Raw genomic sequence first — 16,851 nt, forward strand, 5'->3', positions numbered from 1 at the left:
CTGAAGGTCCACCATTTTTGGGGGTATAGCTCAGTTGGGAGAGCACCTGCCTTGCACGCAGGGGGTCAAGAGTTCGAATCTCTTTATCTCCACCAAAGAAAGCTGTGAATTTTTATTCACAGCTTTTTTTGTGATTATAAATAAATTACTATTATTTAGTAATATAATTAATTTGAAAAACATAATTAATTATATGCAAACAATTTTAAAAGGAATTTATATGAAGATAGAAAATTTATTATCAATAATAAAATATTCAATAATATGTTTTTTTATAATTATAATTTTCATTTTAGTAAAATCTTTTAGTTATAAAGAATTAGGACTAGCAGATGTATCATGCGGAGAAGGGATATTCTCTTTATATGAATATCGAAAAGGAGATCCTAATTTTAAAATATATTTTGGAAATTTTACAGTTATATTATCTGTTATTTTAGGGTTTGTTTTATATATTGTAATGAAAAAGGTAAGGTTAAGATCTAAAAAGATGCTTAAATTTTTATCTACATAAAGCTTAAAATATATAATTAAAAGAGAAAACTAAAGGATTGTTCATAATTTTAGTATAGACTTCATTTGATTTTATTATATAATATAAAATATAGAGTATTTGAGGGGATTTTTGAGAAAAATTATGAGAGATTAAAATGGGGTGTTAAAATGACAAATATGAGTGAATTAGAAGAAGAACTTGTAGAATTGAAATTAAAGAAGAGAAATTTAATTTTGGCTGGTAAAAAAACAGAAGAGATAGACTTAACAATTAAAGAAATAGAAAATAAAATAAAGTTGCAGAAACAGCAGTATTAACATAAGAGTGTTAGAGGTAATCTTTAACACTCTTTAATTTTAGATAATAAAGATTTAAGATTTATGCTAAAAAATATAAATAATATAATAATAATAAATAGAAACGGTTTCATTTAATGGTATTATAAAAATTTAACTTTAATGAAAAAAATTTCCTTTTTATGGAGGGTTAGTAATATAAATGTAGAATAAATTATAATGTGAGATTATTTGATAGGGGTGGAACAATTTATGAAGGAAAAAGCTAAAGAGATAATTAAAAAAGAGCTTAAAAGCGATAATATAAAAAAAGGTAATAATGATACAAAAAGTAAGGTTAAAAAAGATGTATTGGCTAAGGGAAAAAAACAGAATAGCAAAAGTAAATTAAAGAATCCTACTAGGAATGAAATTAAAAATTTATGTGATGATATAACAAATATTCATAGTTATTTATTTCATGAAGGAAATCATTATGAGGCTTATAAATTTATGGGAGCCCATATAGAAAAGGTTGATGGTAAAAATGGTGTTACATTTACAACTTGGGCACCCAATGCAAGTTCAGTCGCTGTAGTTGGTGATTTTTCGAATTGGAATGTTGAAGAAAAATATGAAATGAAAAAAATAACGGAAGCTGGACTTTGGAATATATTTATACCAGGGCTAAAAAGTGGTCAAACATATAAGTATTCAGTGAGAAGTAAGGATGGGAAAAAGAGAGTTTTGAAGGCAGATCCATATACTAGAGAATCTGAACTTAGACCTAATACAGCATCTATAATAGCTACAGATAAGAATTTCAGATGGGGAGATAAAAAGTGGCTTTTAAATAGAGAAAAAAATAGTATTTATAAATCCCCTATAAATATATATGAAATGCACTTGCAGTCATGGCGAATGAAAGGTGATGAAGATTTTTATAACTTTAGGGAAATGGCTGATATGGTTGTTGAGTATATGAAAGAACTTAATTATACTCATATTGAGGTTATGCCTATAATGGAACATCCATTTGATGATTCTTGGGGATATCAGGCTACTGGATATTATTCAGTAACAAGAAGATTAGGAAATAAAGAGGATTTTAAATATTTTGTAAATACCCTTCATAAGAATAATATAGGAGTAATTTTAGATTGGGTTCCAGGACATTTCTGCAAGGATGAACATGGATTATATATGTTTGATGGGACACCAACATATGAATATAGTGATTCCTTAAAGTGTGAAAATAAAGGTTGGGGTGCAGCTAATTTTGATTTAGGGAAAAAAGAAGTTAAAAGTTTTCTGATTTCAAATGCTGTTTATTGGTTAAGGGAATTTCATATTGATGGTCTTAGAGTAGATGCAGTAGCTAATATGTTATATTTAAATTATGATAGAAAAGATGGGGAATGGAAGCCTAATAAGTATGGTGGAATAGAGAACTTGGAGGCTGTAGAGTTCTTTAAGGAACTTAATACTCATATATTTAAGGATTTTAATAACATTTTAATGATAGCTGAGGAATCTACGTCATGGCCAAATGTAACAAGGCCTGTTGAAGCTAGCGGATTAGGATTTAATTTCAAGTGGAATATGGGATGGATGAATGATTTATTAAAGTATATTCAATTAGATCCTATACACAGAAAATATCATCATAATCAGTTAACATTTTCTACTATGTATAATCATTCAGAAAATTTTATTTTACCTATATCTCATGATGAGGTTGTACATGGTAAAAAATCATTAGTTGATAAAATGTGGGGAGATTATTGGAACAAGTTTGCTGGGTTAAGAGTATTTATAGCTTATATGATGGGGCATCCAGGTAAAAAACTATTATTTATGGGTAGTGAATTTGGACAATTTATTGAGTGGAGAAATAGAGAAGAATTAGAATGGAAACTTATAGATCAATATGATATGCATAGACAAACTCAAAACTTTTTTAAAAGAATAAATAAATTTTATAAAGAAAATAATTCTTTATGGAGTGGTGATTATGAGGTTGACGGATTTAAGTGGATAGATGCAGATAATTCTAATCAAAGCATATTAGTATTTATGAGACAGGGAGAAAAGAAAGAGGATACATTAGTATTTGTATGTAATTTTACATCGGTAGTTTATTATGATTTCAAAATAGGCGTTCCTTATTTAGGTGAATATGCAGAAGTATTTAATACAGATAGTAAGGAATTTGGAGGTTCGGATCAAGTAATGGGTGAAACCCTGTTTTCTGAAAAGGGATTTTGGCATAATCAAAAATTTACTTTAAAGATAAAGGTTCCTCCTATGGGATGTGTTATATTAAAGCCTAGTGTTATTTTAGAAGATAAAGAAGAAGAGTTAGACAGCAAGGATGAAAGTTTTGAGAGTGAGATATCAGATTTAAAAAAATAATTTAATTTTTTAATATGGATTGGGGGTACATCATGAGTAAAGTTCTTTTTGCTGCAGCAGAGGCGCATCCTTTTATAAAAACAGGAGGATTAGGTGATGTAATGGGAGCATTACCGCAGGAATTAAAAAAGATAGGAGTAGATGCAAGAGTAGTTATACCAAAGCATAAAAATATAAAGCCCAATTTTAAGGAAAAACTTTACTTTATAAAATGGTTTACTGTAAAAGTAGGTTGGAGAAATGAATATTGTGGAGTGTTTAGTTATAACCATGAAGGAGTAGAATACTATTTTATAGATAATGAAAAGTATTTTAATAGAGATGGGTTGTATGGTTATTATGATGATGGAGAAAGATATGCTTTTTTTGACAGAGCAGTATTAGAATTTTTAAGAGAAATAGATTGGTATCCAGATATAATACATTGTAATGACTGGCAAACTGGAATGGTACCAGTTCTACAAAAATTAGAATATAAATATCAGCATAATTATAGTCAAATAAAAACTGTTTTTTCAATACACAATTTATTATTCCAAGGTACATTTGATAAAGAAATATTACCTGAATTATTTGGATATGATTATGAACCGTATGATAATGGAAGTTTAGAATTGTTTGGTGGAGTTAGTTTTTTAAAAGGTGGAATAAATTATGCGGACAGAATAAGTACTGTTAGTTATACTTACGCAAATGAGATACAGACACCAATGTATGGAGAAAAGCTTGATGGCCTTTTAAGGTCTAAAAATAACATTTTATCGGGGATAGTAAATGGAATAGATTATGATATATATAATTCAGAAACAGATAAGAATATATTTAGGAATTATAATATAGATTCAATAGATAATAAAAAAATTAATAAGTTAGAACTGCAAAAAAGATTAGGGTTACCTGTTAGAGAAGATTCTGCAGTTATAGGAATAGTATCAAGGTTGACAAATCAAAAGGGGTTTGATCTTATAGTGAATATAGGTGATAGACTTCTTCAACACAATATACAATTAGTCGTATTGGGTACTGGAGACAGGGGGTATGAGGAACATTTTAAAGGACTTCAATATAGGTATCCAGATAAGGTATCAGCTAATATAACTTTTAATGATGAATTAGCACATAAGATTTACGCTGGTGCAGATATGTTTTTAATGCCATCATTATTTGAGCCTTGTGGATTAGGTCAACTTATAGCTTTAAGATACGGAACTATCCCTATAGTAAGAGAAACAGGTGGATTAAAAGATACAGTAAACCCGTTTAATAAGTATACAGGTGAGGGAAATGGATTTAGTTTCAGAAATTATAATGCAAATGAGATGTTTACTATAATTGAAAGTGCTATAGGGTATTTTCATAATAAAAGTATTTGGAATGGGTTAATTAGAAACGCATTATTATCAGATAATAGTTGGCAAAAATCAGCCCAAGATTATAAGAATCTTTATGAAGCTTTAATTTAGATAATGTTGAAAAATTAATTTTGGGAGGAATGTATTTATGTTTACAATAGACAAGGAAACATTCAAAAGAGATTATAAAAAAAAGTTCCTTGAAATTCATGGTAGGGAACTAGAAGATGGTAATAATCAATCTAAATATGAGGCTTTAGGTAGTTTAGTTAGAGATTACGTAGCTAAGACATGGATGAATACAAATAAAAGGTATAATTCTACAGGTGAAAAACAAGTATATTATTTATCAATGGAGTTTTTACTAGGAAGACTTCTAGGTAATTCGCTTTTAAATTTAGGCATAAGAGATATTTGCAATGAGGCTTTATCTGAATTAGGGATAGAGCTTGAGACACTAGAAAATTTAGAGCAAGATCAAGGTTTGGGAAATGGCGGATTAGGTAGACTTGCAGCTTGCTTTCTTGATTCAATGGCTTCTTTAAACATTCCAGGACATGGTTGTGGAATAAGATATAAATATGGTTTCTTTGAACAAAAAATAATAAATGGTTCGCAGGTAGAGGCGCCTGATAACTGGTTGAGATCAGGAAATGTATGGGAAATAAGGAAACCTGATAAATCGGAAATAGTTAGATTTGGAGGCGAAGTAAAATGTGAAGATGTAAATGGAAGATTAACGTTTACACATATAAATTATGAACCTATTTTAGCTATTCCATATGATACACCAATAGTTGGATATGAAAATGATGTGGTAAACACATTAAGACTTTGGAGTGCTGAGCCTGTTTCAAACGAATTTGATTTTTCCTCATTTAGTAGGGGAGATTTTTTAAAGGCTATAGAGTATAAAAATTCGATAGAGGCTATTTCACATGTTTTATATCCAGATGATTCTTTTTATGAAGGGAAAATGCTTAGACTTAAGCAACAATATTTTTTTGTTTCGGCTGGCGTCCAAAGTATAATACGTCATTTTAAATGCCATGGAGGCGATATATTAAGTTTTGATGATAAGATAGCAATTCATATAAATGATACTCATCCAACGTTAGCAATACCAGAACTTATGAGAATACTTTTAGATGAAGAGGGGCTATCATGGGTAGATGCATGGAGGATAACCACTAACACCATATCTTATACAAATCATACTATATTGGCTGAAGCATTAGAAAAATGGCCAATAGATATGTTTAAAAAATTGTTACCAAGAATATACATGATAATAGAAGAAATCAACAGACGCTTCTGCGAAGAACTATGGAGTAAGTATATAGGGCAATGGGAAAAAATATCTAAAATGTCTATATTAGGGGATGGGTATGTGAGAATGGCTCATTTAGCCATATCAGGAAGTCATAGTGTTAATGGTGTTGCTAAACTTCATACTGAAATACTAAAAAAACAAGAAATGGCTGACTTTTACTATTTATATCCTAGGAAATTTAATAATAAGACTAATGGTATAACCCATAGAAGGTGGTTATTAAAAGCTAATCCAAAGTTAACAAAATTATTATGTGAAAGTATAGGTGAGGGATGGATAAAACATCCTACTGATATGGTTAATTTTGAGAAGTTTGCATATGATAAAAATGTTAGAAAAGAACTAGGTAATATAAAGAGGGATAATAAAAGTAAGTTGGCAGATATAGTATATAAAGATCAGGGAATCTTAATAGATCCAAATTCAATATTTGATGTACAGATAAAAAGAATACATGCATATAAGAGGCAGATATTAAATTGCCTAAGAATAATGGATTTATATAATAAATTATTAGAAAACCCTAATTTAGATATTGTTCCAAGAACATTTATATTTGCGGGGAAAGCAGCTCCATCATATTATTTGGCTAAAAAGACAATAGAGCTTATAAATTCTGTTGCATATAAAGTTAATAATGATAAGAGAATAAATGATAAAATTAAGGTAGTATATCTTGAAAATTATAGCGTATCATTAGCAGAGGAGATAATACCAGCTACAGATTTAAGCGAGCAGATATCTACCACAACTAAAGAGGCATCAGGAACTTCAAACATGAAATTTATGATGAATGGATCTATTACAATAGCTACACTAGATGGTGCTAATGTAGAGATTAGGGATGAAGTTGGCGATGATAATATAGTTATATTTGGGTTAAATGAAAGAGAAGTTATAGACTATTACCAAAAGGGGGGATACTCTTCTTGGGATACATGTAATAATGATCCAAGGCTAAGAAGAATCACTCAAGATTTAATAAATGGTTACTATTGTGGCGATAAAGATAGATTCAAAGTTATATATGAAAATCTATTAACTTACAATGATGAGTTTTTTGTTCTGAAAGACTTTGATTCATATTTAAAGGCTCAAGATAAGGTGGATAGATTATATAGAGATTCAAATAAGTGGGAGAAGATGGCTGCTATAAATATAGCGCATTCAGGGATATTTTCATCAGATAGAACAATTATGGAATATGCTACTGGAATTTGGGGTTCGGGATTCCTTTATAAAAACTTATAATTGGTATTAAGAGGCTATCTTATAGGACTTTTGGAATATTAAGGAGTGTTTATAAGCTTTAGACACTCTTTATGTAAGTTGAATTTACAAGAAAGGATAAAAGTTATGGTTAATTTTTATATACAGCATAACTCTCAGGAGACTTATTTTAGGAATCCATTTGGAGCTGTTCGAATAGGAACTGAAGTGGAAATATCTATAGAAGTCGAAGGGGAATGTGAAGCTCTTTTAGAGATTGTTAGATTCAATGGAAGCACAGAAACTATTAATATGTTTATAGATAAGAGAATTGAGGGATCTAACATTATAGTTTATAAGGGACTAATAGATACTAGTAAGGAAGTTGGATTAATAAATTATTATTTTAAGATAGTAAAGGATAATCAAGTGTTTTATTATGGAAATAATAAAAACCATCTAGGAGGTATAGGTGAAATCTACGTTGAAAATGTGCCTATGTATCAACTTACAGTTTATGAAGATAATAAAATACCTAGTTGGTATAAAGATGGAATTATATATCAGATATTTGTAGACAGGTTCTTTAATGGAAATGAAGATGGAAGAGTGAATAATCCTAAGGAAAATAGTTTTATATATGGAAGTTGGTACGATGAGCCGCTTTATATAAAAGATGAAGAGGGAAAGGTTATAAGATGGGATTTTTTTGGGGGAAATTTACTTGGTGTTAAAAAAAAATTACAGTATATAAAGTCTTTAGGCGTAAGTATTATATATTTTAATCCAATATTTGAATCATCAAGTTGCCATAAATATGATACAGGAGACTATAAAAAAATAGATTCTATGTACGGAGATGAACAGATATTTAAAGGTTTATGTAAAGAGGCAAATAAGCTTGGAATAAAAATTATTTTAGATGGTGTATTTAGTCATACTGGTGCAGATAGTAAGTACTTCAATAAATATTTAAAATATAAAAGTTTGGGAGCTTATAATTCAAAAGAATCTCCATATTATAGTTGGTATAGATTCAGTGAATATCCTGATAAATATGATTCTTGGTGGGGATTTGAAAACCAGCCCAATGTTGATGAGTTAAATCAAAGTTATATGAAGTATGTAATAACAGATTATGATTCTGTCATTAACAAGTGGATGAGACTTGGAGTTTCAGGTTGGAGGTTGGACGTAGCTGATGAACTGCCAGATGAGTTTATAGAATGTTTTAAAAAGAAAATGAGAAATATAAAGCCAGAGTCAGTACTAATAGGTGAAGTTTGGGAAGATGCATCAAATAAAATTAGTTATGGTAATAAACGAAAATATTTATTTGGTGATGAATTAGATTCTCCCACAAATTACCCATTAAGAGATATATTAATTAGTTTTTTCAATAAAGAATTAACTTCATATGATTTTAGAAAAAAATTAATGTCTTTATATGAAAATTATCCAAAGGAAGTATTTTATTCAACTATGAATGTATTAGGAACTCATGATACAAAAAGAATATTTACAGCTTTGAATGAAAACTTAAAGTTATTACAACTTGCAATAATTTTTCAAATGACATTTCCTGGTGTTCCACTCATATATTATGGTGATGAAGCAGGGTTAACAGGTGGCTCAGATCCTATGAATAGAAAAACGTACCCTTGGGGAAAAGAAAAACTCGAAATTTTAACTTGGTATAGAAGATTAACATCTATCAGAAACACCCATGAAATATTCACTAAGGGAGATTTCAAAATATACAATACTGATCCAGAGGTTATTTGTTTTATACGTAATTACAAAGATAAGATAGCTTTAATTGCACTTAATAGGTGCAGAGATAGAAGTATATTAATTGAGATAGGGAATATATCAGGAAGATATAAAGATATATTGAGCAAGGATGCAATATACTATTCTGCAAATGGAACATTAAAAATAGAGCTAAAATCTTATGAAGGTAGAGTGTTGTTAAATATGTAAAAGGATGCACTTCAGCATCCTTTTTTCAGGTGATATTTTATACATATATAAGTTTTGTTAAATAAAATACATATATAAAGTTAAATTTATATATGTATTTTATTATAGCTACATATATAGGTGATTATAGTCATGTAAAAATTTAGTTATGATAAAGATATTAAAATTTAGTTTAGTTACCTTTATTATTAATAAATAGTGTAAGAGTAATTAATATTCTTTTAGAATAAAGTACTATTCTAAAATTATGTAGCATATTAATTAAAAAGGGGGTGAGTTTTTATGATTAGAACTGTTGTTTGTGAAAAAGAGAAATGTAATGGCAATAGTTTTCATATAGAAACTAAGGATAATAATTTAATATTAACTTGTACTCAGTGCGAAACTGTTTATAAATTTGATATAAGTTATTATGAATTTATAATGCTATCAAATTGTTGTTCATGTAATAATGATTCATTTAAGGTATTTAAGGATACTGAAAAAGAAGGTGTTTATGCAAAGTGTACAAAGTGTGGTAATCCACCAGAAAAAATTTATTTAGATTCGGACGGAAATCAAGTATCTTATGAGGGAAAAGTTTTAAATGATATAAAAGAAATAATTTATAAATTAGACCAAAGGGTGTTTAATGTTGAAAGAAAGATTGAAGGATTAGAAAGCAGTAATGAATTATTAGAAGAATCATTAGCGTATATAACAAAATTTTTATCAAATTAATATGGTGAATGTTTAATAGGGGTACTTAAAATTAGATTAGTAAAATAGTACTCCTGTTAAATAGAAGATAATATGTAATTTTAAATTGTGGTAAAAAATGTAAATAAAAATTGAAAACAAAATAACATATATGATATAATGTATTTACATAATATGTAAATTATGTAAGGGGTTTGAGAATAACTTAGGAAAAACTATGAAAACAATAGTAATTGAAGGGAGAGGTCTTTATATGATGAGAAAAGAAATGATTGCAATGATACTTGCTGGTGGACAAGGGTCTAGATTAGGGGTATTAACAAAAAAAGTTGCCAAGCCAGCAGTACCTTTTGGGGGTAAATATAGAATTATTGATTTTGCTTTAAGTAATTGTTCAAATTCAGGAGTATATACTGTTGGTGTGCTGACTCAGTATCAACCGTTAATACTTAATACACATATAGGTATAGGTAGTCCTTGGGATTTAGATAGAAGAGATGGTGGTGTAAGCATATTACCGCCATATCAAGAGGAAAAGGGTGGTAATTGGTATAAGGGTACTGCAAATGCAATATACCAAAATATAGCTTTTGTGGACAACTATGATCCAGAATATGTACTTATATTATCTGGAGATCATATTTATAAAATGGATTATGATAAGATGCTTAAATTCCATAAAGAAAAGGAAGCAGATGCAACAATAGCTGTTATAGATGTTTCACTTAAGGAAGCTAGTAGATTTGGAATAATGAATACCAATGATGATTTATCTATATACGAATTTGAAGAAAAGCCACAACATCCTAAAAGTACAAAGGCTTCTATGGGAATATATATATTTAACTGGAAGACATTAAAAAAATTATTAAAGGAAGATGAAAATGATAAAAACTCTCATAATGACTTTGGAAAAAATATAATACCGAAGATGCTTGCAGACGGTAAAAGATTAGTTGCCTATCCATTCAAAGGATATTGGAAGGATGTTGGTACTACTGAAAGTCTTTGGGAAGCTAATATGGATTTATTAAAAGATGATAATGAATTAAATCTTTATGATGATGATTGGAGGATATACTCAGTACATCCTGTAAGACCAGCTCAATATATAGGACCTCATGCTAATGTAAAGTCAACTTTAGTAGTCGAAGGCTGTATAATCCATGGAAAGGTTGAAAATTCAGTGTTATTTCCAGGCGTTGTAGTTGGGAAAAATACTACTATAAAGGATTCGGTAATAATGCCAAATACGAGAATTGGCGAAAATGTAGTTATAAATAAAGCTATTATAGGCAGTGATGCAGCTATAAGAAAAGATTGTAAGATAGGAAATGGAAAGAAGATAACAGTAATACCAGCAAGAGATGATGTTAAAAGTGGAACTGTTATAACTGAATAAATAAGATTTTAACTTTAATGTGGGGGAGTTGAACAAGATGAAGAATTATATAGGAATAATAAATTTGGATGAGAATGAAGATAGAATAAGAGAGCTTACTAGAACCAGACCTCTAGCTTCAGTACCTATGGCTGGTAGGTATAGAATAATAGATTTTGTATTATCAAATATGACTAATGCAGGAATTGAAAACATAGCAATATTTTCAAAAAATAAATCAAGGTCTTTAGTTGATCATTTGAGTAATGGTAGACCTTGGGATCTTCATAGAAAAAGGGATGGGCTTAGAGTTTTTAATTTTGGAGAAGAGGATCCAGTTAATGATGATGTTCATACTTTTGCTAGTAATATGGAGTTCTTAAAATATAGTAAACAAGAATATGTAGTTATATCATCCTCATATATGATATGTAATATAGATTTAACTGAAGTTATGAAATTTCATGAGAAAAATATTAATGACATAACCATAGTTTATAAAACAGTAAGCAATGCAGATAAGAGCTTTATAGATTGTGATGTTATTAATGTGGATTCAAATGATAACATAATAAGTGTTGGTGAAAATATAGGAAGTGCAAAGGAAGCAAATATAAATATGGAAATTCTCCTTATGAGAAAGGACTTATTTATAGAAATAATTTATGAATGTATAAAAACAGGCTTAGATAGGAAAGTTAAAAACTGTATTTATAGAAATTTAGACAAGCTTAAGGTAAAGGCTTATAAATTTGATGGATATTTAAGTTGTATAAATTCGCTAGAAGCCTATTACAAAGCCAATATGGATTTGTTGAACGTAAGAATAAATAATGAGTTGTTTTTTGATAATGGACCTATATATACTAAATCAAAGGATGAAGGACCAACAAAGTATACAAAGGATAGTAATGTCATTAATTCTATAATAGCAAATGGTTGTTATATAGAAGGAACCGTTGAAAACTGTATAATTTCTAGAAGAGTTCACATACACAAGGATGTTCATTTGAAAGATTGTATAATATTACAAAACTCAACTATAAATGCACATTCTAAATTACAGAATGTAATAACAGATAAATGTACCAATATAACTAAAGGTGAGGAATTAAAAGGGGCTAGGAATTATCCATTAGTAATAGAGAGACCAAAAATAATGTAAATTTTATTCACTACTCACTATTGCAAATACTTTTTATATTAGTGATAATTAATTATGAATAAACTATGGTGGGGAGTGATTAGGTGAAAGTATTATTTGTAACAGCAGAAGCTCATCCATTTGTAAAGGTTGGAGGCTTAGGAGAAGTTGCATATTCATTACCCAAAGCACTTAAAAGTTCTGAGATTGATATCAGAGTTATATTACCTAAGTATAAATTTCCTAAGAAAATAAGAAAGAAAATGATGCTCTTGGGTAGATATAAAACTTACATTGGATGGAAGAGTGTTGATTGTGAGCTGTGGACTTTAAATAATAATGGGATACAGTATTACTTTATAGGAAACTCATTTTATTTTTATAGAAATGATATTTATGGATATGGAGATGATGATGAGAGGTTTATATATTTTTGCAAAGCTGTATTAGAGGGAATAAAATATATGTATGATTTTACGCCAGATATATTGCATTGTAATGATTGGCATAGTTCGATGGTTAGTCCGCTTAAGAAATTATACTATGTAGATAATGAAATATATGCAAATATAAAAACATTATTCACTATTCATAATATAGCTTACCAGGGTACATTTGGTAAGGATACTCTGTGGATGCTTGGATTAGATGAGCATGATATTCAAGTTAAAAAGTTAGAGTTAAATGATGGTATATCATTTATGAAATGGGCAATATTAGAGAGTGATAAGATAAGCACAGTGAGTGAAAGTTATTCTTATGAGATACAAGAAGAGGGGTATGGGTGTGGACTTAACTCTATTGTCAAAAAGAGAAAGAAGGATTTGATAGGCATTTTAAATGGAATAGATTATGATATTTATAATCCTGAGAAAGATTCAAATATATTATATAAATATAGTAAGCAAAATTTAGATTCTAAAATTAAGAATAAACTTTATATACAAAGAGATCTGAAATTAGAGCAAGATGGAAGTATTCCTATGATAACTATAATTAGTAGGCTTGTAGATCAAAAGGGATTAGGTCTCATAGAAGCTGCTATGAAAAATATTATGTCTTTGCAAGTTCAGTTAATTATTTTAGGCACGGGTAGTAGTTATTTTGAAAATAAATTCAAATATTTAGAGACAAAATATAAAAATAAACTTAGAGTAATAACAGAATTTAATGATTGTAAAGCAAGGCAATTATACGCAGGAAGTGATATGTTTTTAATGCCATCAAAGTTTGAACCTTGTGGGTTAGGTCAGCTTATAGCATTAAGATATGGAACTATACCAATAGTTAGGCAAACCGGAGGGCTCAAAGATACTGTTAAAGATTACAATGAATATATAAATTCAGGGAATGGTTTTACCTTCAAGGAATATAGTGTAAATGATATGTTGGAAAGTATAAATAGAGCTTTAAATATGTATAAGAATAAAGATTTATGGATTCAAATTATGCAATTAGCTATGGATTGTAATAATAATTGGGAAAAATCATCTCAAAAGTACAAAATTTTATATAAAAATATTATTAAGTAAATTTAAAAGTGGTATAGAATTTCTATTACCATTTTTTTTAATAACATTTAAGGTTAAATTAATGTTACTAATATTAAAAAAGTACTATAATATGAGTATAGTAGTTGTGTTAAGGGGATGAACATTATGAAAATAAAAAATGAAAGGTTCTTGGAGTTGATCTTGTTAATAATAGGAATTACAATGTGCATATTAGTTAAAAATGCAACCAGATATATTGGTGTAGGACTTATTTCATTATCAGCGACTTATTTATTTATAGACACTTTAGATGCTTATTCAAAATTTAAATCTATCCATAAAGGAAAATAAGAGTATTAAGTACTCTTATTTTTTTAGGTGCTTTATATATTGGCAAAAATAATATATAATTAAAATTGAGAAGTTATTATTTTAGGTAGGTATATATGAATAAGAAAAATATAAATAAAATTTTTAGTTGGATACTCTTAATAGGATGGATGACAATTATATTTATAATGTCTAATGAGCCAGCTAAAATTTCAGATGAGCATAGTAATTTAGTATTACAAATTGTAAAAACTTTAGGAATACCAATAGATAGTTTTTTTGGTGAAATAGCAGAATTTATAGTTAGGAAAACAGCCCATTTTACGGAGTATATGATATTATTTTTTCTAGCTTATAAATTATTGAGAATATATCTAGATATAAAAGATACTTGTGTTTTTGGAATAATAATAGTTATAGGCTATGCATGCACAGATGAGATACATCAATTATTTGTACCAGGTAGATCTGGAATGATAAGAGATGTACTTATAGACACTAGTGGTGGGATATTTGGATTATTTATAATTCTTCTAATAAAATATATAAAAAAGATAAAAGCTAGGATTAATTAAAGTCTTAGCTTTTATCTTTTTAAAGTAAAGAAGAGAAAATTCTACAAAGCCCTTCAAGAAATTTATTTAATTTATTACTAGCTTCATATTCTTCTAAAGTAAACTCTCTACATTTTTTCAAATCTTCAATAAAAATTTCTTCACATTGTTGAACAATAGACTCATCATATATTACACAATTTATTTCATAGTTTAATTCAAAACTTCTCCTATCCATATTAGCAGTACCTAAGGTGCATATTTTACCATCTATGGTCATTGTTTTTGCATGAACAAAGGAAGTTTTATCATAAAAGTATACTTTAACTCCACAACGCATAAGATCAGCAAGATAAGTCCTTGAAGCTCTATTAACCATAAAATGATCAGCTTGTTCAGGAAATATTATCCTTATATCCAAGCCGCCTAATGCCGCTATTCTTAAAGCATCCATTATACTTTCAGAAGGTACGAAATAAGGTGTTGTAATATAAATTTTATCTGTAGCAATAGAAATCATTTTTAGCATTCCTTGCATTATAGCTGGAAATTCAGAATCTGGTCCGCTTTTCACAAGCTGCATAAGTAAAGTGTCCTTAACAGTAGTTGTTGGAAAATAGTTGTCAAATTCTAAATCGTAAAATGAATAATAGTTATTAGCTTGTTGAATTGTTAGAAAGTCATCAAGAAATACTGCTTGTAAACCCATAACAAAGTCACCAGTAACTTTTATATGGGTATCTCTCCAATACCCCATTTTACTTTTGCCTAAGTATTCATCACCTATATTTATTCCACCTAAAAATCCGGTTTTTCCATCAATTATAGCAATTTTTCTGTGATTTCTATAATTAATTTGAGTATTTATATGTCTTAATAGGGGAGCTAGAAAATACGAGTATATAACTACATCAACTCCTGCATCTCGTAAATCTTTAATAAAGGATTTCTTCATCTTAATGGCACCAACTCTATCTATTATAAATCTTACTTTAACACCTTCTAAAGATTTCTTTATTAATATATCTTTTAGTTCGCAACCTAGTATGTCGCTTTTTACAATATAATATTCTAGATGAATATGATGCTTAGCAAGTAATAACTCTTTTTTTAAACTATCAAACTTTTCTTCACCATCTTTAAAAATGGTTATTTTATTAGTTATAAAAATAGGAGAATCACTATTCTGAGCTAATAATTGCATAAGTGGAATATATTCTTTATTGGGATACTTTTTTATAATTGGAGATGTAAATTGTTTGATTTCATCAGAAATTTTATCATTTAGCTTGTGTATCTTCCAATTTCTCCCCAAAAAAATATAAAGTATTAGTCCTATAGGTGGAAGTAAAATGAGTATCAATAACCAAGCCATCGTTTTTTCAGGTTGTTTTCTTTCTAATATAACTATAGCTATAGCTAGTATTATATTTATTGAGAAAACTCCATATAATAAATAACTTGTAAAATTAATAATATCACCTCCAATATTAAAATAGCTTATTATAATATTATATACATAAAAATGCTTTAAAACATCAAAATATAGGCATAAAATTGAAAAATAATCAAATTTGTTCTAAAGGTCAAAAGAAATGTTAATAAACTATACCTAGTGTGTCGTAACATAGAAATATTAAGATAAGCAAGATTTTAATAGATATTTAAAGTTTACACTGTTAAACTAACATATCAATTATTTAGTTACTATAAGAAGTATGATAATATAAAACACGTCGCTAAGACATATGTCTTTAAGACAAACCACTTCAATAAATTTTAATATTAATAAAATGCTAAAAACATTAAAAAAGTATTAAAAAAATTATTGACACGAAAGTGGAAAGGTGGTAACATAGTAAAGGTCGTCAGGTGATGACAATAAGAAATTGGTCTTTGAAAATTAAACAGAGCAAGAAAATATATGACCAGCAATTCTTTATGATTTAAATCATAAGACATACAACAGTAATGAGCTACAAACTTGAAATTGAGAGTTTGATCCTGGCTCAGGACGAACGCTGGCGGCGTGCTTAACACATGCAAGTCGAGCGAGTGGATTCCCTTCGGGGATGAAGCTAGCGGCGGACGGGTGAGTAACACGTGGGCAACCTGCCTTATAGAGGGGGATAGCCTTCCGAAAGGAAGATTAATACCGCATAACATCAGATTATCGCATGGTAGACT

The 16,851-nt window shown here is 28.7% G+C and carries 13 protein-coding genes, 1 tRNA gene and 1 rRNA gene; 14 read left to right on the forward strand and 1 reads right to left on the reverse strand.

Annotated elements, in window-relative coordinates; genetic code table 11:
• Nucleotides 1–19: 19 nt before the first annotated feature.
• From BUB01_RS22010 to BUB01_RS22065, 13 genes are all read left to right on the forward strand, one after another.
• A tRNA-Ala gene (locus tag BUB01_RS22010) sits at nucleotides 20–95 on the forward strand.
• A gap of 125 nt (nucleotides 96–220) precedes the next feature.
• Nucleotides 221–514, forward strand: a complete 294-nt coding sequence (locus tag BUB01_RS22015; protein WP_072993751.1) for a hypothetical protein — start codon at nucleotides 221–223, stop codon at nucleotides 512–514.
• A gap of 149 nt (nucleotides 515–663) precedes the next feature.
• On the forward strand, nucleotides 664–813 hold the full coding sequence (locus BUB01_RS23560; RefSeq protein WP_200802928.1) for a hypothetical protein: 150 nt from the start codon (nucleotides 664–666) through the stop codon (nucleotides 811–813).
• A 231-nt stretch (nucleotides 814–1,044) separates the two neighbouring features.
• Nucleotides 1,045–3,186, forward strand: coding sequence for a 1,4-alpha-glucan branching protein GlgB (glgB, locus tag BUB01_RS22020; RefSeq protein ID WP_084109135.1), 2,142 nt, complete (start codon nucleotides 1,045–1,047; stop codon nucleotides 3,184–3,186).
• Between the two features lie 32 nt (nucleotides 3,187–3,218).
• The gene (glgA, locus tag BUB01_RS22025) at nucleotides 3,219–4,649 is read left to right on the forward strand and encodes a glycogen synthase GlgA (RefSeq protein WP_072993754.1); all 1,431 of its coding nucleotides are present in this window, start codon (nucleotides 3,219–3,221) and stop codon (nucleotides 4,647–4,649) included.
• A 37-nt stretch (nucleotides 4,650–4,686) separates the two neighbouring features.
• Nucleotides 4,687–7,122 (forward strand): glycogen/starch/alpha-glucan phosphorylase, encoded by a 2,436-nt coding sequence (locus tag BUB01_RS22030; protein WP_072993757.1) that lies wholly within the window; start codon nucleotides 4,687–4,689, stop codon nucleotides 7,120–7,122.
• 105 nt (nucleotides 7,123–7,227) lie between these two features.
• Nucleotides 7,228–9,063: a glycoside hydrolase family 13 protein gene (locus BUB01_RS22035; protein WP_072993780.1), complete on the forward strand. Its 1,836-nt coding sequence runs from the start codon at nucleotides 7,228–7,230 to the stop codon at nucleotides 9,061–9,063.
• A gap of 282 nt (nucleotides 9,064–9,345) precedes the next feature.
• Nucleotides 9,346–9,783, forward strand: coding sequence for a hypothetical protein (locus BUB01_RS22040; protein ID WP_072993759.1), 438 nt, complete (start codon nucleotides 9,346–9,348; stop codon nucleotides 9,781–9,783).
• A gap of 232 nt (nucleotides 9,784–10,015) precedes the next feature.
• On the forward strand, nucleotides 10,016–11,164 hold the full coding sequence (locus BUB01_RS22045) for a glucose-1-phosphate adenylyltransferase (protein WP_072993783.1): 1,149 nt from the start codon (nucleotides 10,016–10,018) through the stop codon (nucleotides 11,162–11,164).
• A 37-nt stretch (nucleotides 11,165–11,201) separates the two neighbouring features.
• A complete protein-coding gene (gene glgD, locus BUB01_RS22050; RefSeq protein ID WP_072993763.1) occupies nucleotides 11,202–12,308 on the forward strand; it encodes a glucose-1-phosphate adenylyltransferase subunit GlgD in 1,107 nt (368 codons plus the stop codon).
• 83 nt (nucleotides 12,309–12,391) lie between these two features.
• Nucleotides 12,392–13,819 (forward strand): glycogen synthase GlgA, encoded by a 1,428-nt coding sequence (gene glgA / locus BUB01_RS22055; protein ID WP_072993766.1) that lies wholly within the window; start codon nucleotides 12,392–12,394, stop codon nucleotides 13,817–13,819.
• Between the two features lie 162 nt (nucleotides 13,820–13,981).
• A complete protein-coding gene (locus BUB01_RS23370; protein WP_159433291.1) occupies nucleotides 13,982–14,131 on the forward strand; it encodes a hypothetical protein in 150 nt (49 codons plus the stop codon).
• A 95-nt stretch (nucleotides 14,132–14,226) separates the two neighbouring features.
• Complete coding sequence (locus BUB01_RS22065; protein ID WP_072993772.1) at nucleotides 14,227–14,685, forward strand: VanZ family protein; 459 nt, start codon at nucleotides 14,227–14,229, stop codon at nucleotides 14,683–14,685.
• Between the two features lie 19 nt (nucleotides 14,686–14,704).
• On the opposite strand, the gene cls is transcribed toward BUB01_RS22065, so the two are convergent.
• Nucleotides 14,705–16,069 carry a cardiolipin synthase gene (cls, locus tag BUB01_RS22070; RefSeq protein WP_242958465.1) on the reverse strand — a complete coding sequence of 455 codons (1,365 nt, stop codon included), beginning with the start codon at nucleotides 16,067–16,069 and terminating at the stop codon, nucleotides 14,705–14,707.
• Nucleotides 16,070–16,650: 581 nt separating this feature from the next.
• On the opposite strand from cls, the gene BUB01_RS22075 reads away from it, so the two are divergent.
• Nucleotides 16,651–16,851: ribosomal RNA gene (locus BUB01_RS22075) — 16S ribosomal RNA — on the forward strand; the annotation flags it as partial.

It is taken from the genome of Clostridium cavendishii DSM 21758 (assembly GCF_900141845.1).
Lineage (GTDB): Bacteria > Bacillota > Clostridia > Clostridiales > Clostridiaceae > Clostridium_AG > Clostridium_AG cavendishii.

Excerpts from the sequence above, each read along its gene's own strand:
- BUB01_RS22015 (WP_072993751.1), top strand. The coding sequence starts at position 221 with ATGAAGATAGAAAATTTATTATCAATAATAAAATATTCAATAATATGT.
- BUB01_RS23560 (WP_200802928.1), top strand. The coding sequence starts at position 664 with ATGACAAATATGAGTGAATTAGAAGAAGAACTTGTAGAATTGAAATTA.
- glgB (WP_084109135.1), top strand. The coding sequence starts at position 1,045 with ATGAAGGAAAAAGCTAAAGAGATAATTAAAAAAGAGCTTAAAAGCGAT.
- glgA (WP_072993754.1), top strand. The coding sequence starts at position 3,219 with ATGAGTAAAGTTCTTTTTGCTGCAGCAGAGGCGCATCCTTTTATAAAA.
- BUB01_RS22030 (WP_072993757.1), top strand. The coding sequence starts at position 4,687 with ATGTTTACAATAGACAAGGAAACATTCAAAAGAGATTATAAAAAAAAG.
- BUB01_RS22035 (WP_072993780.1), top strand. The coding sequence starts at position 7,228 with ATGGTTAATTTTTATATACAGCATAACTCTCAGGAGACTTATTTTAGG.
- BUB01_RS22040 (WP_072993759.1), top strand. The coding sequence starts at position 9,346 with ATGATTAGAACTGTTGTTTGTGAAAAAGAGAAATGTAATGGCAATAGT.
- BUB01_RS22045 (WP_072993783.1), top strand. The coding sequence starts at position 10,016 with ATGATGAGAAAAGAAATGATTGCAATGATACTTGCTGGTGGACAAGGG.
- glgD (WP_072993763.1), top strand. The coding sequence starts at position 11,202 with ATGAAGAATTATATAGGAATAATAAATTTGGATGAGAATGAAGATAGA.
- BUB01_RS22065 (WP_072993772.1), top strand. The coding sequence starts at position 14,227 with ATGAATAAGAAAAATATAAATAAAATTTTTAGTTGGATACTCTTAATA.